Annotated in this window: 19 protein-coding genes and 1 pseudogene; 6 read left to right on the top strand and 14 right to left on the bottom strand. The window is 70.5% G+C overall.

Annotation, left to right across the window (positions count from 1 at the left end; translation table 11 throughout):
* Positions 1-116: 116 nt before the first annotated feature.
* From IE217_RS21270 to IE217_RS21260, 3 genes are all read right to left on the bottom strand, one after another.
* Positions 117-1316: a glycosyltransferase family 4 protein gene (locus tag IE217_RS21270; RefSeq protein ID WP_190179487.1), complete on the bottom strand. Its 1200-nt coding sequence runs from the start codon at positions 1314-1316 to the stop codon at positions 117-119.
* Complete coding sequence (locus tag IE217_RS21265) at positions 1313-1711, bottom strand: 6-pyruvoyl trahydropterin synthase family protein (protein ID WP_190179486.1); 399 nt, start codon at positions 1709-1711, stop codon at positions 1313-1315. Before IE217_RS21265 ends, IE217_RS21270 begins: the two co-directional genes overlap by 4 nt.
* Before the next feature lie 192 nt (positions 1712-1903).
* Positions 1904-2890, bottom strand: coding sequence for a zinc-dependent alcohol dehydrogenase (locus tag IE217_RS21260; protein ID WP_190179485.1), 987 nt, complete (start codon positions 2888-2890; stop codon positions 1904-1906).
* A 109-nt stretch (positions 2891-2999) separates the two neighbouring features.
* Here IE217_RS21260 and IE217_RS21255 point away from each other — a divergent pair, with 109 nt between their 5' ends.
* Positions 3000-3797, top strand: coding sequence for a CDP-alcohol phosphatidyltransferase family protein (locus IE217_RS21255; protein WP_190179484.1), 798 nt, complete (start codon positions 3000-3002; stop codon positions 3795-3797).
* Between the two features lie 88 nt (positions 3798-3885).
* On the opposite strand, the gene IE217_RS21250 is transcribed toward IE217_RS21255, so the two are convergent.
* From IE217_RS21250 to brxD, 4 genes are all read right to left on the bottom strand, one after another.
* Positions 3886-4662, bottom strand: a complete 777-nt coding sequence (locus IE217_RS21250) for a YcnI family protein (RefSeq protein WP_190179483.1) — start codon at positions 4660-4662, stop codon at positions 3886-3888.
* Entirely contained in the window at positions 4587-5378 is a 792-nt protein-coding gene (locus tag IE217_RS21245; protein ID WP_308432755.1) for a hypothetical protein, read from the bottom strand. Before IE217_RS21245 ends, IE217_RS21250 begins: the two co-directional genes overlap by 76 nt.
* Before the next feature lie 77 nt (positions 5379-5455).
* The gene (locus tag IE217_RS21240) at positions 5456-7663 is read right to left on the bottom strand and encodes a DEAD/DEAH box helicase (protein ID WP_190179482.1); all 2208 of its coding nucleotides are present in this window, start codon (positions 7661-7663) and stop codon (positions 5456-5458) included.
* Entirely contained in the window at positions 7663-9012 is a 1350-nt protein-coding gene (gene brxD, locus IE217_RS21235) for a BREX system ATP-binding protein BrxD (RefSeq protein ID WP_190179481.1), read from the bottom strand. Before brxD ends, IE217_RS21240 begins: the two co-directional genes overlap by 1 nt.
* 117 nt (positions 9013-9129) lie before the next feature.
* Between brxD and IE217_RS21230 the strand changes: the two genes are divergently transcribed.
* The 3 genes from IE217_RS21230 (at position 9130) to IE217_RS21220 (ending at position 12892) form a co-directional block, all read left to right on the top strand.
* Positions 9130-9855, top strand: a complete 726-nt coding sequence (locus IE217_RS21230; RefSeq protein WP_190179480.1) for a DUF4839 domain-containing protein — start codon at positions 9130-9132, stop codon at positions 9853-9855.
* A 170-nt stretch (positions 9856-10025) separates the two neighbouring features.
* A complete protein-coding gene (locus tag IE217_RS21225; RefSeq protein ID WP_190179479.1) occupies positions 10026-11843 on the top strand; it encodes a DUF262 domain-containing protein in 1818 nt (605 codons plus the stop codon).
* Positions 11840-12892, top strand: coding sequence for a CBS domain-containing protein (locus IE217_RS21220; RefSeq protein ID WP_190179478.1), 1053 nt, complete (start codon positions 11840-11842; stop codon positions 12890-12892). Before IE217_RS21225 ends, IE217_RS21220 begins: the two co-directional genes overlap by 4 nt.
* 57 nt (positions 12893-12949) lie before the next feature.
* Here IE217_RS21220 and pglZ read toward each other — a convergent pair whose 3' ends face one another.
* From pglZ to IE217_RS21190, 7 genes and pseudogenes are all read right to left on the bottom strand, one after another.
* Positions 12950-15877, bottom strand: coding sequence for a BREX-2 system phosphatase PglZ (gene pglZ, locus IE217_RS21215; RefSeq protein WP_190179477.1), 2928 nt, complete (start codon positions 15875-15877; stop codon positions 12950-12952).
* Positions 15874-19761, bottom strand: coding sequence for a BREX-2 system ATPase PglY (gene pglY / locus IE217_RS21210; RefSeq protein ID WP_190179476.1), 3888 nt, complete (start codon positions 19759-19761; stop codon positions 15874-15876). Before pglY ends, pglZ begins: the two co-directional genes overlap by 4 nt.
* A gap of 390 nt (positions 19762-20151) precedes the next feature.
* Entirely contained in the window at positions 20152-20901 is a 750-nt protein-coding gene (locus tag IE217_RS21205; protein ID WP_190179475.1) for a hypothetical protein, read from the bottom strand.
* A 123-nt stretch (positions 20902-21024) separates the two neighbouring features.
* On the bottom strand, positions 21025-21480 hold the full coding sequence (locus IE217_RS21200; RefSeq protein WP_190179474.1) for a hypothetical protein: 456 nt from the start codon (positions 21478-21480) through the stop codon (positions 21025-21027).
* Positions 21481-21599: 119 nt separating this feature from the next.
* Positions 21600-22271 carry a hypothetical protein gene (locus IE217_RS21195; protein ID WP_190179473.1) on the bottom strand — a complete coding sequence of 224 codons (672 nt, stop codon included), beginning with the start codon at positions 22269-22271 and terminating at the stop codon, positions 21600-21602.
* Positions 22272-22411: 140 nt separating this feature from the next.
* A pseudogene (locus IE217_RS34830) lies at positions 22412-22559 on the bottom strand (SAM-dependent methyltransferase); the annotation flags it as partial.
* Positions 22560-22634: 75 nt separating this feature from the next.
* Complete coding sequence (locus tag IE217_RS21190; RefSeq protein WP_190179472.1) at positions 22635-23510, bottom strand: hypothetical protein; 876 nt, start codon at positions 23508-23510, stop codon at positions 22635-22637.
* A gap of 303 nt (positions 23511-23813) precedes the next feature.
* On the opposite strand from IE217_RS21190, the gene IE217_RS21185 reads away from it, so the two are divergent.
* Together IE217_RS21185 and IE217_RS21180 are read left to right on the top strand one after the other, a co-directional pair.
* Complete coding sequence (locus tag IE217_RS21185; protein WP_229865474.1) at positions 23814-24230, top strand: hypothetical protein; 417 nt, start codon at positions 23814-23816, stop codon at positions 24228-24230.
* 47 nt (positions 24231-24277) lie between these two features.
* Complete coding sequence (locus tag IE217_RS21180; protein WP_190179471.1) at positions 24278-25735, top strand: hypothetical protein; 1458 nt, start codon at positions 24278-24280, stop codon at positions 25733-25735.
* Positions 25736-25824: the final 89 nt, after the last annotated feature.

Raw genomic sequence — 25824 nt, 5'->3', positions numbered from 1 at the left:
GTCCGGTACGTCGCGCGGGCCGGGCTGGGCCGGTACACGCCCGCCGCTCCGGCCGGCGCCCGTCGAAGGGGTCGTACTCGAGGTCGTACTCGGAGTCGTACGCGAGGTCGTCTTCCTCATGCCGCCCTCCGGGGTTCGTCCGGCAGCCGGCCCAGCACTCCGGCGAGGCTGCGCGCGGTCGTGGCCCAGCCGTCGAGCGCGGCGCGGCGGCCGCGTGCCGCGGCCTTCAGCCGGCGCCGCACGTCGGCCTCGCCGAACCAGCCGCGCAGTTCGGCGGCGAGCGCCGCGGGGTCCTCCGGCGGTACGAGGATGCCGGGCACCCCGCCGTCCGGGGCGCGTCCGACCGCCTCGGGCACGCCGCCGACGTCGGTGGCCAGCACGGGGATGCCGCGCGCCAGCGCCTCGGTGACCGCCATGCCGTAGGTCTCCGCGTAGGAGGCGAGGACCATCAGGTCAGCGGTGGCGTAGGCCGCGTCGAGGTCGGCGCCGGAGCGCGGTCCGGCCAGGTGGAAACGGTCCTGCAAGCCGTGCTTGCCGATCAGGGCGCGCAGTTGGGCGACGTAGCCGGGGTCCTGGGTGAGTCCGCCGACGCACACGCAGGTCCACGGCAGGTCGGTGACCGTGGCGAGCGCCTCCACCAGCCGGTGCTGCCCCTTGCGCGGGGTGACGGCGGCGACGCACAGCAGCCGGGAGACGCCGTCGGTGCCGGGGGCGAGCGGCGCGATGTCGGCGCCGGGCGCGGCGACGTGCACCCGTTCGGGGGCGAGGCCGTGGTGGGCGACGAGCCGGCGTACGGCCCAGTCGCTGGTGGCGACGACGGCGGGCACCGCGCGCAGCACCTGCCGTTCCCGTGCGTCGAGTTCGGCGGCCACGGCGGGCTCGAGCCCGGTCTCGTCGCCGAGCGGCAGGTGCACGAGCACGGCCAGGCGCAGCCGCTGCGTCTCGGGTACGACGGCCTCGGGGACGCCGCAGGCGACGAGCCCGTCGAGGAGGACGACCGAGCCGTCTGGCAACTCCCGCAGTACGCGGGCGAGTTCCGCGCGGGCCCGGGCGTCGGGCCGGGGCCACGTGCCGTCCACGGCGTGCGCCCTGACCTGCCAGCCGAAGCCGGGCAGGTCGAGGCTGACCCGGCGGTCGTAGGCGTTGCCGCCGCTCGGCGTGGCCGGGTCGTCGACACCGCCCGGCAGGACGAAGTGCACGGTGCGCAGGGACATGGGGATGATCCCGACGTTGTCCAGGCCCGCGCGCTGGGCGGGCACGTAGGCCAGGGAGGGCGCGCCGTCTGCGGGCGCCCGGTCGATGGTCGTGTCGGTCACAGGGCACGCTCGTAACTCGCCCAGGCGACGTGCGACTCGTGGAGCGTGACGGTCAGGCCCGCGAGGCCCTTGGCGCCCTCGCCCAGGGCGCCCTTGTGGATCCGCTCGGCCAGCCGGTCGGCGATGACCTTGGCGAGGAACTCGGTGGAGGTGTTGATCCCGGCGAAGTCGGGCTCGTTGTCGAGGTTGCGGTAGTTCAGCTCGCTCACGACCGCGCCCAGCTCCTGGGTGGCCAGGCCGATGTCGACGACGATGTTGTCCTCGTCCAGCTGCTCGCGCCGGAAGGTGGCGTCCACGAGGAACGTGGCTCCGTGCAGCCGCTGCGCGGGCCCGAACACCTCGCCGTGGAAGCTGTGGGCGATCATGATGTGATCGCGGACGGTGATGCTGAACAACGGACGACCCTCCAGGTGCGGCGCGTCTGGCCCCCCGGCCTATCCCTGCCGGGGGATGCCGAGTAGTACGGCTGCACCCTTCCCGTTGTTCAGCCCGCTCTCACTCTTTTCTCAGGTCAGGCGCTCTGGTGGTTCCGGTGTGAACGGCGGCCCCGCGGACACCTCGTCCCTCGCGTCGCCCCTCGCGCGCACTCAGGCCTGCCCGTCGCCGCCGTACCGGATGCGGTGGCACAGGGCGGGGATCTCCCCGGAGGCGAGGCGGGGCATGACCTCGGGCAGTTCCTCGAACGGGCTCTCCCCCGTGATCAGCGCGTCCAGCGCGGGGTCGGCGAGGAGGTCGAGGGCGAGGGCGAGCCGGTCGGCGTAGGTGCGTCCGGCGCGGCGCGGGGAGACGGTGCCCACCTGGCTGCTGCGGATGACCAGGCGGCGCGAGTGGAAGGCCTCGCCGAGCGGGAGGGCGACCCGGCGGTCGCCGTACCAGCTCAGTTCCACCATCGTGCCCTCGGCGGTGAGCAGTTCGAGGGCGCGGGTGAGGCCCTGCTCGGTGGCGCTGGCGTGCACGACGAGGTCGCAGCCGCCGAGGGCGTCCCCGGGCAGGGCGAAGCCGACGCCGAGGGCCTCGGCGACCCGTGCCCGCGCCGGGTCGGCGTCCACCAACTGCACCCGTACGCCCGGGAAGCGGGCGAGCAGCGCGGCCACCGAGCAGCCGACCATGCCGCCGCCGACCACGGCGATCCGGTCGCCGATCAGGGGCGCGGCGTCCCACAGGGCGTTGACGGCGGTCTCCACCGTGCCGGCGAGGACGGCACGTTCGGCGGGCACGCCGGACGGCACCGGGGTGACGGCGCTCGCGGGGACGACGTAGCGGCTCTGGTGGGGGTAGAGGCAGAAGACGGTCCGGCCGAGTAGCCCCTCGGGCCCTTCCTCCACCACTCCCACGTTGAGGTAGCCGTACTTCACCGGCCCCGGGAAGTCGCCCTCCTGGAACGGCGCGCGCATGGCCGCGTGCTGGCTGACGGGCACTCCGCCGCGGAACACCAGGGTCTCCGTGCCCCGGCTGACCCCGGAGTACAGCGTGCGGACGACGACTTCGCCCTCGCCGGGGTCCGGAAGGCTCACCTCACGTATCTCGCCGTGACCGGGCGAGCTGAGCCAGAAGGCGCGGGCGGGACCATTCATCGAGGTTCTCCTGAACGATCGGGAAGTTGTTCACGTACCGAGGTGTGCACAGGCCGCGCACAACGTACGCGGCGTAGATCGACTCTGTCACTCGGCCGGAGGGTGTGCGGTGGCCCTGAACAACACTTACGACGCGAGGCCGGCTCAGCAGGAGACCGCTGTGGGAGCGGGCGTCCAGATCCTGCTGCTGGCCCTGCTCGGCACGGCGATCGGCATGGGGCCGGCGGGCTGGGTGACCGGCCTGGTCTTCGCCATCGCCACCTGGGCGGTGCTCTCGCGGGCGCTGCACCGGTCGCGCCTGAGCACCTTCGGCGCGGCCAACCGGGTGACCCTGGGCCGGGCGACGCTCGTGGGTGGTGTGACGGCACTGGTCGCGGACTCCTTCGAGAGCGCGCCGCCGGTGTCGGTACTGGTCGGACTGACGGCGGTGGCCCTGGTCCTGGACGGCGTGGACGGCAAGGTGGCCCGCCGCACCGGCACCTCCACCGCGCTGGGGGCCCGCTTCGACATGGAGGTCGACGCCTTCCTCATCCTGGTGCTGAGCGTCTACGTGTCGATGTCGCTCGGCCCGTGGGTGCTGCTGATCGGCGGCATGCGCTACGCCTTCGTCGCGGCCGCCCGCCTCGCCCCCTGGCTGAACGCCCCGCTCCCGCCGAGCACGGCGCGCAAGACGGTGGCCGCCCTCCAGGGCATCCTGCTCCTGCTGGCCGGCGCGGACCTGCTGCCGTACGCGGGCGACCTGGGCGTGGTCCTGCTGGCGCTCGGACTGCTGGTGTGGTCCTTCGGCCGGGACGTGCTGTGGCTGTGGCGCCGCTCGCGGATGCGCGCGATGGTGGCCGCCGAGGTCGACGAGGTGCTGGAGGCGTCGGTCGGAGACGTCCTGGTGGAGGCCACGCGGGCGGCGTGAGGCGGGGCCGGCCGAAGCGGGCGACGGAACGACGAAGGGCCCGGATCACAGACGTGATCCGGGCCCTTTCGGGTGTCTCCCGGCGGCCCTACGACCCCTGGGGGCCCTGGCTGCCCCGCGCTGCCCGTGTCCGTACGAGGGCGAACGCGGCGGCGGCGAGACCGAGGACGCCGACGACCAGCCCGGCGACACCGAGCCCACGGGCGGTCGAGTCGCTGCCTGCGGTCGCAGTGCTGCCGGCCGCCGCGGCGGACTTGCTGCCAGTGGCCGAGGCGGCGGCCCCCTCGCCCTCCTTGGCGGTGAGCTTGAGCGCGGGCGCGGGGTTCTCCGGCTCCTCGCCGCCCTGCGGTTCCTCGATCCACCGGGCGACCTTGCCGTCCGAGTAGGTCTGGAGGGTCTTGAAGGCCAACTGCCCTGCGTCGTCGGGCAACTGCCCGAAGGCGACGTCGAAGTCCTGGTACTGCCCAGGCCCGATCTTCCCGCCGGTCCAGGTGATCTCGGAAACGGCGTCGGTGATGGTGCCGTCGTCCGTCTTGACCGGCTTCTTGAGCTTGGTCTCGGTGACCTTGGCGGTCCAGCCGTTCTGCGGGGTGACGAGCACACCGAGGAGCGGGTGGTCGGTGGGCAGGAAGACCTGGACCTTGGTGGTACTGGCCGAGTCCTCCTCGTTGGGCACGCGGAAGGTGAGCACACCGTCGGTGGCTCCCTTGGCGTAACTCTCGGGGTGCACGGTGACGTGCGCCGAGGCGACGCCGGCGGCGGCGAGGACACCTGCGGCGGCGAGAGCGGTCACGGCGCCGGCACGGCGCAGGGCACGTGCGGAGGCGGAGGCTGGGGCTGATGTCGTGCGGTATGTCCTGGACATGACTGAACGGATCTCCGTACAAGAGAGGTGGTGTTTTCCCGGACGTCGTACGGAATCCGTCGCGGCGGCCCGCGCCGCCCCACCGCGTGCCGCAACAGCAACCGCCGCAGCCGCCGCGCCACGGAACCGGTGCGCACGCGCGTCACGGAACGGGCGTGCGCCGGGTCCGGCGCGCCCCGCCACAAAGCGCGGAGCGCGGGCACGAAGCCAACGGCCCGGCGCAACAGGCACCACAGCGCGGCCTCCCCACACCGCAACCACCAGGCCGCGACGAGCGCGGCGAGCAGGTGAGCGGCAAGGGCGTGGGGGGTGAGGGTGTGGGGAGGATGAGCGGAGGAAGCGGAGGCGACGGCCGCGTCCATCGTCATGCGCGAGGGGCCACCCATGTCCATGGCCGAACCGATCGACGATCCAGAGGGCATGGCACCCGCAACGGGCTCCCCCATCCCCCGGGCGGCGTCGAAGACGAAGTGCAGCGCGACCTGCGTGACGAGCATCGCCCCACTGATCCCGGCCAGCGACCGCTCCCGCCCCCCGAGCAGCCACCCACCTACGAACACCCCGAGGAACCCACCCCCGTCGGCCCACAGCGGCGGCATGGCCCCCACGGCGAGCCCGTGCCCGGCGGCAGCCAGCAGCACACACACCGAGGCAAACACCCCGGCCCGCACCCCCCGCACCACCACCGACACACCCACGCTGCCGGATCCTCCCATGAACAGGGGGTACGCATGGCGACGACGTGCCGTTCACGCGGATCGCCGCGATCGCCCTCCGCCAGGCAGCGGACGGCTCAGCCGGCTGCGCCCAAGTCGACGAGACGCACGTGCTCCGACAGCACCGTCTCGGCGCCGTCGAAGTCCGCGAGCCGAGCCGCGACCGTGGCGACGGCGAGACGCTCGGGAAGGGCGGCCGCGAACTTCAGACCGCGAACCGCTCGGCGGTCCACGTCAGGAAGGACCAGATTCTCTCCGGCACTCCGGCGGGCCGCTCGCCATGCGGCTGGAGTCAGGTCTTCACGCAGCCGCAACCAGCAGTCGGAGGGCCGCTGCAAGGGATCGGTGGCCGATTGCAGCGTGGCGCCGAGGGTGGCGTTGGCACGGTATCCGGCCCAGGTCCACCAGCGGACGTCCGCACCGACGCGAGTGATCAGGGTGCTTCCGGGATGCACGGTGGCCGGGGCGTCGCTCTGGCGTTGTGCGGCCAGGCAGCCTTCCGCCCGGCGGGTGAGCGTCACGGGCGGGTCCGTTCCCAGCAGGACTTCGCGCATCGCACGGGTCAGGGCAAAGGACAGTCCGGCGACGCCGCCGTTCATCCACTTGGCGATGCCCCCGCTGTCGGCGGGTTCGACGAAGACGCGTTTGCGCAGCCAGTCGATGTAGGTGACCTGCCAGCTGCGGCCGCCGAGCAGCAGGCGTCTCGGGCCGGGGCGTTCCTCGGTGAGCACGCTCGGGTCCGTGCGGCCGATCTCGGTGCGTCCGGACAGGACGGTGAACTGCGGCGGGGCGGTGAAGGACGCGGTGAGCTCGATGAAGTGCCGCTTGCCGAACCGTCGTTCGGCCTCCGGGCCGACGAACAGCATGCCGCCGTCGCTGTCGAGGAAGCCCTCCTCGGTGAGGAAGCGCAGGATCGGGGCGGCGGACCGGTCGAAGGGGGCGAGGCCGTTCCACTGCCTGTCCCACAACTGGTCGCCGAGTTTGTGCTGTTGCAGGGTGACGGCCAGAAGTTGCTGCGCCACGAGGTGGCGTGGCTCGGGCGGTGGGACGACCGGTTCCACCCAGCCGCGCGACCACAGCAGCAGGAGTCCGGCTGCCTGCAGCAGCGTGTCCTTGCGGGTGGTGAGGAACAGGCAGTTGCGTACGGTGCCGGAGCGTCGGCCGGTGCGGCCGATGCGCTGCAGGAAGGAGGCGACGGAGGCCGGTGAGTCGATCTGGACGACGCGGTCCAGGTCGCCCACGTCGATGCCGAGTTCGAGGGTGGAGGTGGAGACGATCACGCAGTCGCGTGCTTCGGCGAAGGCCTGTTCGGAGCGGGTGCGTTCATCGACGGAGAGGGAGGCGTGGGACAGGAAGACGGTCACCTCGCGGGCCCGCAGCGCGGCGCCCAGTTGCTCGACCTGTGCCCGTGAGTCGCAGAAGACGAGGCGTTTCTCGCCCCGGTGCAGGGCGGCGATGAGTTTGGCTGCGTTGTCGAGGGAGCCCACGTAGTCCAGCTCCACCTCGCCCGCCGGCCGGGGCACCTGCTCAGTGGGGGCGTCCTTGACGTCGCCGGCCCCACGCGTTGCGGGCAGCGTCACCCCCGGGGCGACCACGCGACCCGTTCGGCTTTCCGCGCTCGCGCCCTGGAGCCAGTGCAGCAACTGCTGCGGGTTGCCGACGGTCGCGGACAGGCCGATGCGCTGGATGGGCCGGCGGGTGACCCGTTCGAGGCGTTCCAGTACGGCGAGGAGGTGCCAGCCGCGGTCGTCGCCCGCGAAGGCGTGCACTTCGTCGATGACGACGGCCCGCACGCTCCCCAGCAGCCGCGCATGGTCGGTCTTCACGCCGATCAGCATCGCTTCGAGCGACTCGGGAGTGGTCAGCAGGACGTCCGGCGCCTCGGTGCGGATGCGCTGCCGCTGCGACTCCTTGGTGTCGCCGTGCCAGAGCGCGGCACGCCGCCCCAGCCACTGGGCGTAGGTGTCGACACGGCCGGCCAGGTTGTTGAGGAGCGCCTTGAGCGGACACAGGTAGAGCACCGAGGTTGCGGTCCACCGCTGTTCGGCCATCGCCGACAGCAGCGGGAAGCAGGCCGCCTCGGTCTTGCCCCCGGCCGTCGGCGCCAGCAGAACGGCGTCCTCGCCGTCCATGAGCGGATTGATCGCCGCCCGCTGGAGAGGGCGCAGGTCGGGCCAGCCCAGGGTGTTGACGACGTGGTGGAGGACGACGGGATCGAGCCGGTCGAGCACGTCGTCCCCTCCGCCGGCCGGCCTCTCCCCGGCAGCGCTGCGGCCGTCTGCCATCACAGCTCCAGGTCGATGTCATCGGCGGACGCGGAACCGCCGGTGACCGTGGCAGCCAGGTTCCGCTCCACGTCGGTGAGCTCGCTGCTCGCGACGGTCAGCTTGTAGTGCCGACGTGGGTCGAAGTCGTCGAACTGGTCCACCCGGTCGAGGACGTCCCCGACGAGCTTCTTCAGGAACAGCCGGGGCGCAACCCCCACCTTTCCGCCCAGCGCTCCGCCGACTGCCCGGGCGAGGTCCGCGACGTAGGCGTCGTCGACGACCGTCCGCACGCGCTCGGGCGAGGTGGCGGCGTCCGCGTACAGGTCCCGGATCGTGACGCCGAGACCGACGAGGGATTCCTGAGTGAAGCCGGGCAGTCGGATCTGTACCGCGCGGGGGTTGTCGAAGCGCGGGTCGGTGGTGAAGTCGGTGGCGAGCCGCTGGGCGAGCGGGGCGAGGCGCTGCACGCCCTGCTGGCCGTCGTAGAAGGCCGGCGTGCCGGTGATGACGAGGTACAGGCCGGGGAACCGTCCGGAGTGCACCTCGTCGATGAGCTGCCGCAGCGCGTTGAGCGCCTTGTCACGGGCGTCGGAGCGGACCCGTTGCAGGGTCTCCACCTCGTCGAGGACGACGAACAGCCCGGTGTGCCCGGAGTCGCGCAGCACGGTGAGAAGCCCCTGAAGGAAACCGAGGGCCCCGAAGTGGTCGAGGTCACCACGCACGCCGGCGCTCCTGCGTGCGGAGGCCGCGACGTGCGGCTGTCCGCCGAGCCACGCCAGAACGGCCGCTGCGGTCGCCTCGTCACCTTCGGCGAGGGCGGCCCGGTAACCGCGCAGTGCGGTGGCGAACGACGGGGCGTGCCGGGATACCTCGGCGAGCCGCGCGACGAGCAGCTTCTCGACCTCGCCTGGCAGTTCGTCCTCGGTCGCCCCGGCGGCGAGAGCGTCCTCCTCCAGGGCGTAGAACCAGGCGTCGACCACAGGGCGCAGGGCGCTGGGCGGGAAGCTGGAGGTGGTGAGGCGCTCGGTGAGCCGCCGGTAGACCGTCTCCAGCTTGTGCAGCGGCGTCTCGTTCTCGGAGATCTGGATCTCGGCCACGGCGAAGTTGCGGCGCTTGGCCCGCTCCCCCAGCCAGCGGGTGAAGAACGTCTTGCCGGACCCGTACTCACCGCGCACGGCCTTGAACACGGACCCGCCGGACGCCACGGCGTCCAGTTCCGCGTCGAGGGCCGCCTCGAACCGGTCGAGCCCGGTGGCGAGCAGGTCGAGCCCGCTCTCGGGCACGGCCCCGCGGCGCAGGGCGTCGATGACAGTACGGCGTCGGGCGGCGCTGACCTGGGCGGGACGCTTGGATCCGGTGGTGCTCACGGGGACCAGTGTCCCATCTTCTTGGCCCTCAGCGCCTCGGCCGAGGTTCACGATGCGCAGTCCCCTATGCTGCGCGAGGCAGTTGGTAGGAGCAGTCGCTTCAGGGGGCGGAGCCGCGTGGCCGACGAGATCAAGTACGAGTACAAGACCGTGCAGACACTTCGCGGCACCGACGGCTTGGTGATCTCGAAGATGCAGAAGGATGGCTGGGAGCTCGTGGAGCGGGCGCAGGGCAAGCTCCGCTCCACCCTCAACTTCCGTCGGCCGAAGAAGCCGCAGCCGTGGCTCCTGATCGGCGCTGGCGTCGCCGTCCTCGTGGTCCTGGCCGCCGTCATCGGCGTTGCCTCCGCACTCAGCGACGGAGACGGGGCGAAGGGCGGGGCGGACAAGTCGACGGCCGCTGCGGGCAAGGAGCCTTCCGCCACGCCGACTCCGACCGCTACCAAGTCAGCCGCTCTCAAGGTGACCACATCCCAGAACGACCCAAAGTTCGCAGAGCTTCTGAAGGCGGACTCGTGCGACGACGCGAACCTGGACTTCGCGACCAGGCACAAGGGCCAGACCATCGCGTTCGACGGCTCCATCGTGAACATGGCGCCCCACGGTGGCTACGACACCCGCTACGACCTCCTCCTGGGCCCTGGCGACAAGGGACGGAACACGACGGTCGGGCCGGCCTTCAAGTACGAGAACGTCAACATCTCCGACCTCGGACTGACCGGCAAGAATGCCCCCGCCACCGTCGGCGCGGGTGACAGGTTCCGCTTCGTCGCCAAGGTGGGAGAGTTCAACGCGGAGCAGTGCCTCTTCTTCCTCGAACCGGTCTCGACGGAAACCCGGTAACCAAGGCAGGCGGTCGCGCCAGCAGGGCCGGGCCGGACTCGCTCACAGGCGCCGGACCGGGACGTGGTTCCTGATCCCGGCAGCTGCTTTGGCGAACACGCTTGACCACCACAGCAGAGCGCTGCTGGAATCACTCTCCGTACAGGAAACAGTGCGGGAAGTGGAGTCAGATGGCGGCCCTCGACAACGTGAAGCTCAAGGACGTACTGGCGGACGTCGCCTCGGGTTCCTTACAACTGCCCGACTTCCAGCGGAACTGGAAGTGGGACGACGACCGGATCCGGGCGATCATCGCGACGGTCACGCTGGACTACCCGCTCGGTGTCGTGATGACGCTGCAGACCGGCGGCGCCACCCGGTTCCGTTCCCGGACGCTCACCGGCGCACAACCGGACGGGGATCCGGCGGCCGACCTCCTGCTGCTGGACGGGCAGCAGCGCCTCACCTCCCTGTTCCAGGCCCTGTGGCTGGACGCCCCGGTGGAGACGGCGGACGCGCGGGGCAAGCCCATCCAGCGGTGGTACTACGTCGACATCGAGAAGGCCGTCGGGCCGTCCGCGGACCGGGACGAGGCCATCGTGTCCGTCCCGGCGGACAAGGTGCTGCGGACGGACTTCAACCGCACCGTGCTGCTGGATCTGAGCACCACGGAGGCCGAGTGCGCGGCCGGCCTCTTCCCCCTCCACCTCGTCTTCGACGCCCAGCGCGTGAACGAGTGGAAGAGGGCGTACATCAAGGCTGACGAGGACCGGAACTGGGACCGGTGGGGCCAGTTCGACGAGGCGGTCCTCCAGCAGGTCCGCGCCTTCCAGGTGCCGATGATCCGGCTGGCCGCCTCTACATCCATGGACGCCGTCTGCGCGGTGTTCGAGCGGGTCAACACCGGCGGTGTGCCTCTGAACGTCTTCGAACTGCTCACCGCCACCTACGCCGGGGACCGCGACTACGTGGAACGGACCGGGGACTACTACCAGCTTCCCGAGGTGTGGCGGGAGATCAAGCAGGCGCTGGCGGGCAAGTACCCGGTCTTCGGCCGTCTGGAGAACGGCCTCGAGAACGGGCTGAGCAGCATCGACTTCCTCCAGGCCATCGCGCTGGTGCGCACCTGGGAGCGGAAGCAGCAGGGCCTCGGGGCCACGGTGTCCTGCAAGCGCCGCGACCTGCTGGACCTCCCGCTGGCCGACTTCGTGCGCCTGGCGCCCAAGCTCGCCGACGCCTTCGCCTGGGTGGGCGACTTCCTGGAGCGGCAGTGCATCGTCCGCCCGGCCGACCTGCCGTACAAGACGCAGCTCGTCCCGCTCGCGGCCGTCCGCGCCATCCTCGACAGGGCGACGGGCGGACTGGGGGCGGAGGAGAAGGTCGAGCAGTGGTACTGGTGCGGGGTCCTCGGTGAGATGTACGGCGGCTCGACGGAGACGCGCTTCACCAAGGACGTCGAACAGCTTGTCCCCTGGATCGCGCAGGACGAGAGGGCACCCGAGACGGTCACGGAGGCGTTCTTCTTCGCCGACCGCCTCGACACCCTCACCACCCGCAACAGCGCCGCCTACAAGGGGATCTACGCCCTGCTCATCAAGCAGGGCGCGGTGGACTGGCATCACACGGACGCCCCGCTCAGTCCCGGCCGGCTGGACGAGTACGGGGTGGACATCCGGCAGATCTTCCCCAAGACGTGGTTCCGGCGGGGCAACAGCCACGGGCTGCCCACGAGTTCGATCGTGAACAAGACACCCTTGTCGTACCGGGCCGCGATGGACATGACGGGCGCGCCGTCGTCCTACCTGGCCACGATGATCGCCGCCTCCGACATGCGTCCCGAATGGTTCGACGACGTCCTGACCACGCACCTGATCGATCCGGACGCCCTGCGGGAGAACGACTACGAGCGCTTCTACCACGACCGAACCAAGCAGTTGCAGGACCTCGTGCATTCCGCCATGGGCAAGAAGACGATGCTCCGCGACCTGCCGGAGGACGACGCCCGATGACGACCATGCCTCACGAGCAGGACGTCGCCTCGCTCAAGGGCAGGACCGTGTCCGTGCAGGAGATCCTCGATCTGTTCCGGGTCAGGGTCCGCGACCACCGAACGGTTCACCGCATTTCGCGGGCCCTGACGGACGCCGGACTGACCACGCTGCCGGACTTCGCCGTCTGCGGTCTGCGCAGCACCGTCGACGTCGTGCCGCTGGCGGCCGTTCCAGCGCAGCGCACGCCGCCCGAACCGGAGGGTGAGGCCGACGAGGCGGACGAGGCCCTGCCCTCGCACGCCCTCCCGCAGCGTCTGCTGCTCGGTGACTTGCCCTCGGCGCGGCGCGGACTGGTGTCCGTGGGACCCGGCACTCCGCTGTCCCAGACGACCTTCCTCATGCGCACCAAGGGCTACTCCCAGATCCCGGTGACCACCGGCATGGCGCAGGTCCATGGGGTGGTCACCTGGGGGTCCGTGGCCAAGATGTACGGGGCTGGGAAGCCGGCCACCCTGGACAACGCGATGGAGAAGGACGAACTGCCCGTCTTCGACGCCCGCCAGGAGTTCTTCGCCGCCCTCCCCGTCGTCCGCGAGCACGGCTACCTGCTCGTCCGCGGCGACGACGGCTGCCTCTCGGGCATCGTCACCGCCGCGGACGTCACGGACCGGTTCGAAGGCGCGGCACGCCCCTTCTTCATCGTGGGCGAGATCGAGTCGCTGCTGCGCCGCTGCTTGGGCGCTGCACTGGACACGGAGGCCATCAAGGCGGTCCAGACGAACAAGAAACCGGAGCACCGCACCGGCCAGGTGTCGGACCTTATGTTCGGCGACTACCTGAGGCTCCTGGACGGCAGCCAGACGAAGCAGTCCCTGGCCGAAGGGGCCGACCGTAACTGGGCGGCCCTGCAGTGGCCCAACATGCCCCGGGAGCAGTTCATCGTCCTTTTGAAGCGGGTGAAGGACATCCGCAACCGGATCGCCCACTTCGACGAGAAGCCGCTCCCGCCGGAGATGATCGAGGAGCTGACGACCTTCGCCAAGGTGCTGCGCGAGTTCGCGCCCTGAGGCAGGAACAGTTGGGGTGCCTCAGAACCGGCATCCGAGGCACCCCGAGCCGTGTCGTCAGCTCGCTCCGAGAGCGAACTGCTCGCGCAGCAGTGCCTCGTGGAGCCGCATGGTGCGGCCGTCCGGCAGGGTCTCCAGGACCTGTACGCCGTCGTAGTTGAGGAGTTGCCGCAGGACGGCGGCGAAGCCGTCGCCCCGGGTGACGGGCATGCCGGCGCGCTGGGCGAGCGCGGTCACGGGCAGGGTGCCGCCCGCGTCCAGCAGGGCGGCGAGCGCCTTGTGGACCTGTTCCTGCTGCGGCTTGCGGGCCAGGCCGCCGAGCTGGGCCTGGTACGTCTCCGAGTCGAGCAGCGCCGTCACCAGCGTCTCGGTCCGGGAGACGACGGCCGGGGTGAGCAGGGCGTCGTCTCCCCCGGAGGTCAGCGCGACGTCGAAGAGCGTGTCATGGGTCCGGGCGACTTCCGCCTGATCCTTCTTGGCCTTCCCGGTCGGCTTCTTGGGAGCGGGAACCGTTCCGGCCGCGGGCCGGGCCGTGGGCTCGCTCGGCTGCGGCGTCCTTCCGGTCTCCTCCGGGGCCCACCAGTGCGGACGCTGGTCGCCCAGTTCCCGCCACCCCTTGGGGGGTTCCGCCCCGAACGGCAGGAAGGCGAGCACCGGGATGGTGACCTCGGCGAGGGAGGCCCCGCCGTGGTAGCCGGCCTTGAGGGCGGTGTAGCGGGAGTCGGCGTCCCAGAGGGCGACGACGGACGCGCCGGGCTCGGGCCAGACCACCCGCGGTCCGGACAGGGCGATCTCGCGTTCGGCCGGCGGGCCGTCGCCGGGCGGGCGGTGGCGGGCGGACGCGGGATCGACGGTGGTGTCGGCCTTCGTGCCGTGCCGGTCGACGACGTGGCCGTGGTCGCTGGTGAGGACGACCGCCATGCCCTGGGTGGCCGCCACCCGCAGCAGGTCGCGCAGGCCGGGCACGTCGTCGATCCGCCAGGCGCCGTCGCCGAGTTTCTGTTCCTTGGCGAGCCGGTCGTCGATGGCGTTGAGGACGACGGCGACGTGGGTCCTGCCGTCGGCCAGCGCCTCCGTGAGCGCCGGGCCGAAGGTGTCGCCCGCGGTCTCGGTGCGCAGGTCGTCCTTGTGGAACACGGCGGCCGGGGCCCCGCCCCACAGTTTCAGTGCGGGGAAGAGCCGCTTCTCGTCGGCCTGGGTGCCCTTCATCAGAGTGCCCGCGAAGAGGGAAGTGCGGGACACGGCCGTCACGGTGGGCAGGGCGGCGGCCATCGCCCGCCGGTGCGGGGTGTCGCCCTCGGGCAGCGGGTCGAACTCGGCCCAGGAACGGCGCAGTTCCTCGCCGAGTTCGTTGGCGATGGCGGCGCTCATGCCGTCGAGGACGAGCAGCAGCACCCGGCGTTCCTCGCCGCGCCGCACGACCGGGCCGACCACGTGGTCGAGGAAGGTCTCGACGGTGAGCATGGAGCCGGGCTGGGTGCCGGCCTCCGTCCAAGCGGCCAGGGAGCGCGCGAAGGACGCGTCGATCTGCCGGCGCCGGTCCCTGACGCGGGTGCCGAGAGTGTCGTAGGCGGCCTTGAGAACGGGGTCGGGGTCGCCGCCCGCCTCGATGTGCTCCAGGGCGAGGTCCACCCAGCCGGTCTCGGCGACGTGCCGCTGTATGGCGTCGGCGACGGTGGGGGCGTCGGCGGGCGGATCGGCGGTCAGCCAGCGGGCGAGGCGCTGCCCCATGCGGGCGCGTTCGATGCGGGCGGACTCGTCCGGCTCGGCGGCCAGCCGGTGGTCCTCCAGTCGCTGGACGGCATCCGTCACCTCGGCCGTGTCACCCGCCGCCAGGGCTCGGCCGACAGCGGTGAACCGGGCCTCGAGTCCGCCGCGCAGGACGGGGCTCGCCGCCACGGCCTCCTCCGCGCCGAACTGGCGGGCCAGCGCGGACGCCCGGTCGAGCACGATGCCGGTGGTACGGCGTGCCTCGCGGGCCTGCTCGGCGTCGGTACCGCCGGTGCGGTGTCCGGTTGCCAGCAGCGTGGTCATGTACTCCTCGGCGGCCCGGCCGAAGACGGTCACCAGGGCGTCGAGTTGGTCACCGGTCGCCGGGGGCTGGTCGCCGAAGTAGCGTTCGGCGCGGCCGCGGGCTCGGTAGGTCTCGGGGGCGGCCTCGCCGTGCTGCCACAGCGCCGCGCAGACCAGGCCGAACGCCGCGGCGTCCGCGCCGCGTTCGGCGTCGACGAGGGCGAGCAGGGCACGTCCGGCGAGGCCCGCCTGGTCCTCCTCTCCGAGGAAGGCGGCCAGTCCGGCGCGTTCCGGGCCGCGCAGGGCGAGGAGCCGTTCGGGGGCGCCGGGCCGGGTCGACCAGTGCAGCAGGGCCTGGGCGTCGAGCCGGTCGTCGCCGGGGCGGCGCGTGCCGCCCTCGGTGTCGTAACGGCCCAGGCGCAGACGGCGCTGGGCGAGCGAGGTGAGGGCGTACTGCCGGGACAGCCAGCCGCCGGGCACGGCCGACCAGCCGCCGGGCGGGGTGGCGTCGAGCAGTGCCTCGGCGGCCCAGTTGACGTCCTTGAGGCGGGGGTCGATCTGCCGCGCGCCGAACGCCTCGCGTACGACGTCCCAGCTGTCGACCGTGTCGATGCGCAGCTTGTGGACGCGGGCGAGGATCGCCGGGTCGAGTTCGTTCTGCTCGCGGTCGGTGAGGACGACCAGGACAGCGGGGCCGGGGCGACGGCCACCGAGGTGGTCGAGGACGAGTTGGTGGACGGCGAGCGGGGACGGCGCCACCGCGACACCCGCCGTGAGGCCCTCGCCCCAGGCGGGTTCGGCAGGGCCGTCCCACTGCGGCGCGGACCGCAGCAGCACGACCCGGCGCCGCCCCTGCCCCTCCCCCGTCAGGGAGGCGGCGAGATGCGTCTGGGAGGACAGGTACTGGGTGACGGTCGCGGTGTTCAGCCGCACCGCGCCCGGTGCGGCGGTGGCGGTGGCGGTGTCCGTCATTCGATGACCTGCCAGGTGATCTCGATGGTCGCGTTCGGGTGGCGCGCGGCCAGTTCGGCCAGTTCCGCCTGGAGGTCGGCGGCGGCCCGGGACACGGTCGTGCTGCGGTGTCCGGACTTCCGCGCCGTACCTCCGGCGCCGGCCGGGGAGGGCGTCTCCTTCGGCTGGGTGTAGGGGATGCGCGGGTCGCTGGTCGGCGTGTCCAGGGACAGGTCACTGGCGGAGGCGCGCTGGGGAGTGACGGGCGCGGGCGGCGGAGTGGCGGCGGCCTGGGTGCGCTTGATGAGGGCGACGACCTCGCGTTGGGTACGGGTGAGCGCGTCGCGCAGGTCGGCGGTGCGCTGGTCGTCGCGGGCCACGTTGCGCAGCGAGTCGAGCAGCGCCTCGCCCTCGGGGCCGAGTCCGGCGGCGAGCTCCAGGGTGCTCCAGGGGGCGGAAGCGACTGCCTCCGCGACGGCGCGGGCCTTCTTGATGGAGGTGCCGTACCGGTCGGCGCTGGTCTCGCCCAGGTCGAAGGAGGCGAGGGCCTCCACGGTCTTCTTCGCCCCGGCCGCACCCTTACCGGCCTCCGCCACGAGGGCGTCCAGCAGTTCCAGGGAGCGGCGGGCGAGGGCGAGCCGCCCGGTGTCGGCCGTCTGGTCGAGGCCGAGGAAGGAGGCGTGGCTCTCCAACTGGTGCACTAGGTCGGCCGCGTGGTCGCGGTGGGCGCGGGCGGCCTCGATGATCTGGCGGGCGAACTGGTTGACCATCCGGCCGCGCCGCAACGCGGGCGGCTTCGCCCCGAAGATCGTCTCGAAGCGCTGCCGTGCGGTGTCCCAGTCGGACTCGGCGGGCAGCGGCTGGCTGCGCAGCGCGTCGTGCTCCTTGATCGCGGACAGTTCGGGCGCGGGGTCGAGGACGGTGCCTCCGCGCACCCACACCCGGTCGTCCATCTCGGCGAAGGCGGCGACGACGAGCCGGGCGAGGAAGTCGGGCAGGCCGCGCGGGTCGGGCTTGTCGGTCCAGTCGGTGAGCGTGATCAGGGACAGGTCACCGGTGACGCCCTGGGAGCGGGCGAGCTGCCGGAAGTGGTCGGCCCAGAAGCGGGACAGCTCGAAGTACGCCTCCTTCTGCTGCCCGAGGCGCAGCGGCCCGGCGATCCGCTGCATGAGCTTGCGGTCGGCCGCCGGGACCTCCACGCGCCCGTCGCGCGCCTCGGCGGCGGCCCGGACGTGGGTGAACACCTTCTTGGTGTCGGCAGGCTTGACGGCGGTGCCGGCGGCGTCGGGGTCGAGGTCGGGGTGCGCCGGGTACTGGTGGGCGAGCAGCCTGCCCGCGACGTGCCGGATGCCGTCGTGCAGGCTCTGCCCGAAGGACAGGGTGAGCCCATCGACGTCGGGCAGTGCGACGAGGTGGTCGTCGAAGTCGGGCACGACGTCGGCGGCCTGCTTCTGGGCGAGTCCGTACGCCTGCTTGAAGGCGCCCTTGACCTGCTTGAGCAAAGCCTCGCGCTGGGTTTCGAGCAGGCCCTTGGCGCGGCTGCGGTTGTCGGCGTTGAGGTGGCCGGCGTACTGGGTGTCGAAGCGGTGCTCGTCGGCGAGGGCCTTGTCGATGACGACGAGGCGCCGGAAGTCGGCGAAGCGCTGCGCGGACAGGTGCGCGGGCAGCCAGGCGACGGTGCGGGACCGCTCGCCCTGCTGGCGCTCGCGCAGCCGCTGGATGCGGTTGACGTCCTCGACCGGACCCCACTCGCCCTCGTCGAAGGGGAGGTCTATGGCGATGCGCCAGCGGCCCTCCTCCTGCGGCATCAGGTCGTGGTCGGGCAACTCGTCCTCGTCGGCGACGTTCCCGAAGACGATCTCGGCGGTGCGGGCGGTACCGCGCCAGGTGAAGAGGAGCTGGTCGCTCAACTGGCCGTGCTCGACGCCCAGTTCCTCGGAGAGCAAACGGCGGGCCAGCGCGACGCGGTTGCCGGGGTTGTCGTTGACCTGGGCGTTGGCGATGACGGAGTCCACGTCGACGCCGGAGAGTTCGAGGCGGACGCCGGGGTTGGCGTCGGTGCCGGTCTCCTTGATCTCGGGGAACCGGGCGGCCCACTCGGCGACCTTGTTCTTGATGATGCCGACCTCGGCGCCCGGGATGGGCGCGAGGACCGACCCGTGGTTGAGCGCGCCGAGCCTCCGGATGGTCAGCTCGGACAGCGCTGGCACACTGGGTGCGAGCGCGGACAGCAGCAGCGTGCACACGAGCCGGTTGTCGCCGGTGAACATCCGGCAACCGCCCAGCCGCTTCGGGTCCGTGAGGGACTCGGGCCGGTTGCGGTACTGCTCGACGTCGTCCTCGGTGATGTCGTACGAGCTGAGCAGGTAGGGCCGCAGCTTGGTCTTGTAGAGCTTGTCGGCGGCCTCGAAGACGACCTTCAGGCTGTCGGTGAACGGCTTGTCGCCGCCCTCCGCGATCACCGGGTAGAGGTCGCCGACGGGAACGAGCTGACCGAGGCGGAGCTCGTCACGGTGGTCGGCGAGGAGCTGGCCCATCAGCTTCAGACCGGTGCGGGAGCGCTGCAGCGCGGACGAGATGTGGACGAGGGTGTCCATGAACGCCGGCGAGAACGGGTACGTCAGCCGGAAGGACTCCGCGTCCGCGCCGGTGGTGCCCTTCTCCGAGCCGAGCAGGGTGTCCCAGACCTGCGGGCCGACCCGCTTGGTCTGCTCGAAGGCCGCGTCGACCAGCTTGGCCGCTTCCTCGTCCTTGGGCTTGAGGAGGCGGGCGTGGGCGATCTGCGGGAGGTTGCGGTCCTCCAGGGTGATCTTGTCGAACCGCCCGGAGGCCAGGTTCAGGGTGTCCTGGATGGACGACTCCGCCGCGCCGGACACCTCCTCGCCGACCAGCTCGCGCAGGTCGCGCTGGCGGGCGATGAAGGACACGACGGGGATGGCGCGGCGGGCGTCGCCGCCCTCCACGAAGTTCGTGATCTTGCTGGCCTCGCGCGCCACGAACTTCTGGTCGTGGATGAGGGTGGCCAGCCACAGGATCAGCTCGTCCATGAACAGGATCAGGCCGTCGTAGCCGAGCGACTTGGCGTGCTCGGCGATGACGGACAGACCGGCGTCCAGGGAGATGAAGCCGTGCTCGTCCTCGGCGGCGTTCCTGGTGAAGCCGGGGAGGAGGTTGGTGCCGGCGTCGTTGACGAGCTTGGCGCGCAGCTCGGCCGGGGTGGAGGGGTTGGTGAGGTTGAGCGGGACGCCCGCCTCGTGGTTCTCCTCGGCGGAGAGCGCGGTGTCCAGGAGCTGCGGGGTCCAGGCGAAGCCCTCGCCCCACTCGTCCTCCTCCTCGTCCGCGCCGGTGGTGCCCAGGCCGCGGATGACGGCTTCGTCGCCCATGTTGGCGCGCATGGCGCGGATGTCGGCGAAGAGGGAGTCGGTCCGGTACACCTGCGGGGTCGGCGCGTCCGGGTGCAGCTTCTTGACGTGGTGCACGTACCCGCCGAGCACCCGCTGCTCCAGGGCCTTCGCGCCGAGCATGTGGTACGGCACGAGCAGGAACTTCTTGCCGTCCGTGGTCAGCCACTCGTGCCTGGTCAGCACCGGGTCGAACTCGGTGCGGGCACGAGCGGCCGGGTTGCCGCTGAGCAGCGCGTACAGCACGGCCATGAAGTGCGACTTACCGGAACCGAAGGAACCGTGGAGGTAGGCCGCCTTGGAACGGTGCCCGTCCAGCGCGGACTTGATGAGGTCCAGGGCCTCGTCGAAGTTCTCCAGCAGCCGCTCGGTGACGACGTAGTCCTTGAGCGCGTGCTGGGCGCCCTCGTCTGTCGTCGCCTCGGCGAGGGACAGCACGAAGTCCGAGGTGGAGATGGACTCCTTGATGTCGATGACATCGCGGAGGAGGGGCGGCTGGGCCATCGCGGGTTCTCGCTCTCCCTGACGGTGTTCGGTGCTACTGCTCGTACTCGGTGTGCTGCGGTTCCGCCGTCCCGCCCGGGAACCGGTGATCGGTCCGGGACGGGGAAGAGGACCCGGAAGCACGGGCAGCCTGTGAGCGCTGCGGCGTGCCGGCGGTCCCGGCCGATGGCGAGGAAGGACCGGTCACGTGCCGCCGGGCGCGGACGACACCCACGGCACCGGCCGAGTCAGGGGAGGCGTGGTCGCGGCGTTTGCGCTGCATGTCCCCCTCGTACTGAACGGTCACCCGTACGGCCTGCGCATAGCACCATACATCGGCCCTCCGCCCACCCTCGCGCCGTGCATCCGCGTGCGCCGCCGCGCTGCGGTGCTGCTGTCATCCGCGCGAGCTCAGCGCAGTGCGACTTCCCACGATCCCGGGTTGCCGGCTTCCTTCCCACTGATCGGGCAACCATCCATCCAGGTACCGAATCCCGAGGGGTCCTTGCCTTCCGTGGACCAGCCGGCATGCGTGAACTTGGACAGGTCCGCCACGTAGCCGGACGACGTGGGAACCCGAAGCGGAAGCCGTACGGAGACAGTGTGGCCATGGATCTCCGGCCGGGCTTCCGCGTCTCCTCCGACCACGTCGTTCGTTCCGGATACCTGCACGAACCAACGCGAGTCGAGGTACTGCATGCTCACCGCAGGTTCGTCCATGTCGTCCAGACCATCGCCCAGCCACGTCCAGTAGGTGGCGTCCGCGTCCGAACCGGGCTCGGGAACGTCACCGGCGAGCGTGTAGCTCACCGTCACGCCCTTGCTGTCCCGAACCACGCGGGCTGCCTTGATCCGCAGGTACGCCGGCGGCTGCGAGGACGATTCCGTGACCGAACCTCCCGCCGCCGTGAAGAACATGTTTTTGGCCTTCCCCGTACAACGCGCGGACATCACCTTCGGGACCGGACGGGCTGACGTCTTGGGCGCGGTCTTCGTCGGTGCGGGCTCAATGGACGGGCTCGCGGAGGGAACAGCGCGGCGGTGGCCGGCCTGCGTCGCTGCGGCCTCGCCGCTGGACGCCTCACCGATGGCGATGACCCCCGCGCTCACGCACAGGACGGCCAGCAGGGTTCCCAGGCGGCGAACGCGCTGCCCGGACAAGAAGGACGGGGGATCACGGGGACTCCAACAAGTACGGCCCATACCGGGACGGTTCAGGGCCACTGACTCAGAAAACGTCGGGATGAGGCGCGCAACAGGCGACGAAGCGCTACCGGCTCTCCCTTACTCCGCCGCCGAAGCGTCGGCGGACCTCTGCTTCTCGTCGGCGCTCGCAGGCGAGGACTCGCCGGCCGGACGGACGCCACCCAGGTCGAACGGACCGAACACACCGGCAGACCCGGCTCCAAGCGCGCAAAGCAGCGCCACCGTCCCGGTGCCCCAGCCCTTCAAGAGGACGACAGCCGGCGCCTCCGCTGCCACGGCGGTGACGACCGCCGTCATCCAAGCCTCCCGCCGCCAGGACGGCAAGAACGGACGCTCCTCACCCCACGCGAACACGAGCGCGAACGCGGCAGCCGGAGTCACAGCCGCGCATCCGACGAACCACGCCCACCGCCACTCGGCCACGGTCCACATCACGGCGGTCCACACCAGCCAGCCGACCACCACAAGGGCACAGACGGCGACCAGTACAAGGCAACCCTGCGTCGTTTCGTCTCGTTTGGCAGAACTAGCCATATGTCCTCTTGTTTCGAATGACATCGCCCTCACGCCCACCGATCGAGCGGAGAACTTCCTTGGCGCACGCCGGCCGGCCGGGCTCCCGCCTCGCGGGCCAGCCGGCTCTCGCAGTCGGACTACTTGCGGGCTGCGGCCTCGTACCGGTCGACCTGGTCGCGCAGCAGTTTGGTGGCCGTGTCGGCTTCCGCGTTGGTGAGGCCGCCGGTGCCGACGTTGATCAGGGCGGGCCCGTCGAGGGTGAACTGCTGGAGCACCGTGGAGCCGTCGCTGTCGATGCGTACGCCCAGGGACTGGTCGCCGAGCTTGTCCACGCTCATCGGCGAGTACTTCAGCACTGACCCCTTATAGGTCTCCTGGTGGCAGGTCTCGAGCGCCTTCTCCATCGCAGCGAACGACTCGGCGGCATCGCCGGCGCTCGCGTACTGCCGAATGCCCGCGGTCGCAACCGTGGCGGTCAGCCCTCCGCCCTTCTGGAAGGTGCGCGAGACCTGAATCCGGGCCTTGTGCGGCTGACGGTAGTCGCAGAACGTCTTGCCACCCGAGCTGGAGTCGCCTTCGGTCGACCAGCCGGCAGGCATCTGCGACAGCGACAGCAGAGCCGACGTGAGCTGGGACTTGGTGAGGAGCGCGGTTTGTGGAGTCGGGGAGGAGGATGCCGGGCCGGTCGAGGCGGAGCTGTTCGACTTGGCAGGCTTCGCAGCCGTGGGCGTGGCGCTGGTGCCACACGCGGCGAGCGCCATGGACATGGCGAGAGCGCCCAGCGCCCCGATGTACTTCCGATGAAGCACGGAGATCATCCCCCCGAAGGACGTGAAGAAGGAGTGGAGAACATGGATGCTATGTGAACTTACATGTTCATGAAAACTGAACTACTTCGGGGGTGGGCCCGGTGAGCGGAGGAACGGCACTACGACCTGACGTCCACCGCCCCGGTACCGGGTCCGTCATGGCGCGAGAGCACGGAGCGCGGGTCACCCAGCAACTGCGGGCCGGGCCCGTGACCGGCGTACTGGGTCCAGTAGAAACGCGACTCCGCGCCGCCCCTTGAACGCGGAGGCGGCGAAGGTGTCCCACAGCTGCGAAGCCGTGCCCGAACCTCCGTCGAGGACGGTACGCCGGAACGTTGGGCAGCCAGAAGGGCGCTCGCGGCGTCAGGACCCGGGTTCCTCCAGCTTGACGGCAGCGGTGTCCGCGCCGTGCAACCCAGCGTGTGCCGTGGCGAAAGACTCGTACTCTTCCACGACTTCACCGTCCACGACTTCCTCTTCCATCACTCGGTGCGACGGGTCCGCCAGCGGCAGGCCTGCGAGGTGCTTCTTGAGCCTCTTGGCCATCGGAAGGTAGGTCGCGAAGGTCAGCCCGCCGGAGACGGCAGCCCCTACGAGAGGGATGGCCTTCGAGACGGCTTTCGCGAACGAGTCCTTCGTCATTTTGACGCCGATGTAGGCCGCGACCTTCTTCACTATGGGATAGACGACGCCCTTGGTGAGCGCCTTCTGGGGCAGCTTCTTGGCGACCTGCTTCGACATCATCCCCGCGACCTTCCCCACAGCGGCGTTCGCCGACTGGGTACCGAACATCACGCCGAAGAACAGCGTGAGCACGCCCATGGTCGCGTCATCGACGTCATCGCCCTCGTCGGAGAACAGCTCGGGCCAGCTATAGAGATAGGCGAGCTTCTGCGCGATACGCAGCATGTGGCCGACGTACTGTGCCAGGTCGGCGGGCACCGTGGCGGGGAGGGCGAGAATGCCGGGTATCCCGGCCGCGGCGGAGAGGGCACTGACCTTGGCGGTCTCGTAGCGGATCGAGTCGTTGGCCACTTTCTCCAGGACGTCGATGGCGATACCCGCCGCCGCGGGGGTCTCTTCGATCGCTCTGCGGATCTCCTCCTCGGTGCAGTGACGCGCCAACGCCGTCCGGAGGTACGCCTCTCGGTGGATACGCACACCGGGGAGCTTGGCCGCCGCCAGCAGCACCGTGAAGAAGCGCGACTCGGGATTCTCGACCTCTTTACCCTGCTTCATGGCAGGAACTTACAGTAGCTCCGCGCTCCAGGGGCCAGGATGCACTGACCGTTTCCCGTCCTCGCTCTGAGCCGGAGATGAAGGATGGAGACGGCCTGGACAAAGCTGGCGATCCGGGTGGCTGGGCGCCGCAGATCGCGGAGGAGCCCCCAGGATTCGCGTGCCGTCCAGGGTCAGGTACGCCTTTGCTGACGCGGTCCGTACCGCGTCAGCGAGGCCGGTTTCCGGCTCACCAGCACTTTGCAGCCCTAACTGTGCCTCACATAAAGTTGCGGGCATCTGATCACACTCGGGGGAGAGATCATGACCGAAGACGACATATCACCGGGCGGTGCGGCGCCGACCCGGATGCGCCTGAACCATGCGGCCCCGCTCGATGGCGGTGGAGGCTCGCCGTCCGGCGGCAAGGATCTCGCTTCGAGTCCCGCGGAGAAGAAGAAGGCAGCCGAGGCGATCGAGAGGCACCTGGAGCCTGACACCCACAGGAACGGCACCCAGGCGCGTGAGAGCACGGGGGCAGCCGCACGGGAGTTTGAGGAGTGGCTCACTGGACCTGCTCTGAAGACCGCGCGTAAGACGTGGAGCGAACAGCTCACGACGCTGATGAACCGCCTTGGTTCGGAGAAGGCCGCGTTGCGCGCCACGAACACGCTGCTGCAGAACACGGACACCGGCATCGAGCTGGGCATCCGCAAGTCCTCCGCGCTCGACTCGTTCTGATCGCACAGGTATGCCCGAACCGCGGGCGCCGTAACTGGAGTTCCGTCATGGTGACGTACTACGAGATCATGGGCACCGACCTGTCGAAGCTCACCACGGCTGCCGACGACTGGGCCGCCATGGCCAAGGACTTCGACAAGCTCGCGCGGACCTACCATCAGGAAGTGCATGGAATTTCCATCGGCGACACGTGGGTGGGTCTGAGTGCCAGCGCCGGCTCCGCGCGCTTCGACGTGACGTGGAAGGAGTACCAGGGAGCGCAGAGCGAGGCGAAAGCCGTCGCCGAACTGCTCCGGGACGCGCACGCTGAATTCAGCCGTCTTCGCAAGAAGATCGAGTACGTCCGAGAGGACGCGGTGAAGGCCGGCATGAAGGTGTCCGAGCAAGGCGCCGTCGCCTTCGACACGTCCAAGCTGGATCACAGCGAGCACATGGCCTACGTGCACGATCCCGACTACCAGGAGAGTTCCCGCAAGGCTGCTGCCGGATGGGCCGCGCAACTGGACTCGGCGGTGGCGGCCCTGAACGACGCGGACGAGGGGTTTAAACTCGCTCTCGCCTCCGTGATGCAGGACAGCGACCCCTTGGACGGCACGATCGGCGGTTTCAACCGGGGAGCGGGGCCCGACCCGTACCCGTCGCTTGCGGAGAGGGCGAAGGCTCAGCACGTCCCCAAGGGCAAGAAGGCGGTCGCCGAGTGGTGGCGCGGTCTCGATCCGGTCACGCGCGGCATCCTGCTCCAGGAGAAGGGCGACGAGTTGCGCAAGGCGGGGATCATGAGCCCGCTGTACCACTGGCATGCTGCCGACGCGGGGTCCGGAGCCTTCGACACCGAGAAGCCCACGGCCGAGGATCTGTGGTACCTGGCCCGCGCGCAGGGCATCGCGGCCGGCGGCGACTTCAGCGGGGAGAACGCCGCGTCGCGCAACATGGAGCATTACCTGAGTGCAACGGGTGAGCCGCTGGACCTGGACATCGACCGCATCCTCAAGGATGATCCCGGATTTCGCGACGACGTCTCGGTCCACATCGCCCAGAACCAGGACGCGTGGCGACAGCAGGGGCTCGACGCCTTCGAGAAGGCCGGTGGTGACAAGACGGTCGTCGTGCCGGTGGAGAGCAAGGCGGTCGGTCGCACCTTCCAAAGCGAAGAGTGGTTCCACGCGGTCGGCTCCCACCAGCAGAACGTGTCGGGGATGGTCACCGTCACCCCCGGGGCGGACGGCAAGCCCAAGGTTTCGCTCGAATACCAGGCCAACGTGTGGGACCGGTACAACTGGGACGCTGGCAAGTCGACCACCTTCCCCGGAGGCGTGGTGATCCCGGACTCCGAGATGGGACGGTTGCACAAAACCGGACTTGCTCGGGAGTTCGACATGCGAGGCAGTAGCTCCACGTACACGTACGACCTGGACAGCGATGCGAAACCGGCAGTGAACCCGCCGGACCAAGGACGAGAAGGAACCCGCGGCGACGTCTCACGCGGTGACGAGGAGAATCGGTGACGACCAAACGAAGTGCCCTTCTCATCGCGGCAGTGGCAGCCATTCTTCTGCTTTCCGCCTGCTCCAGCCCGGACACGGACGAGCGCCAT

The organism is Streptomyces naganishii JCM 4654 (assembly GCF_014650575.1).
Lineage (GTDB): Bacteria > Actinomycetota > Actinomycetes > Streptomycetales > Streptomycetaceae > Streptomyces > Streptomyces naganishii.
This window is presented reverse-complemented; position numbering and strand designations above follow the sequence as displayed.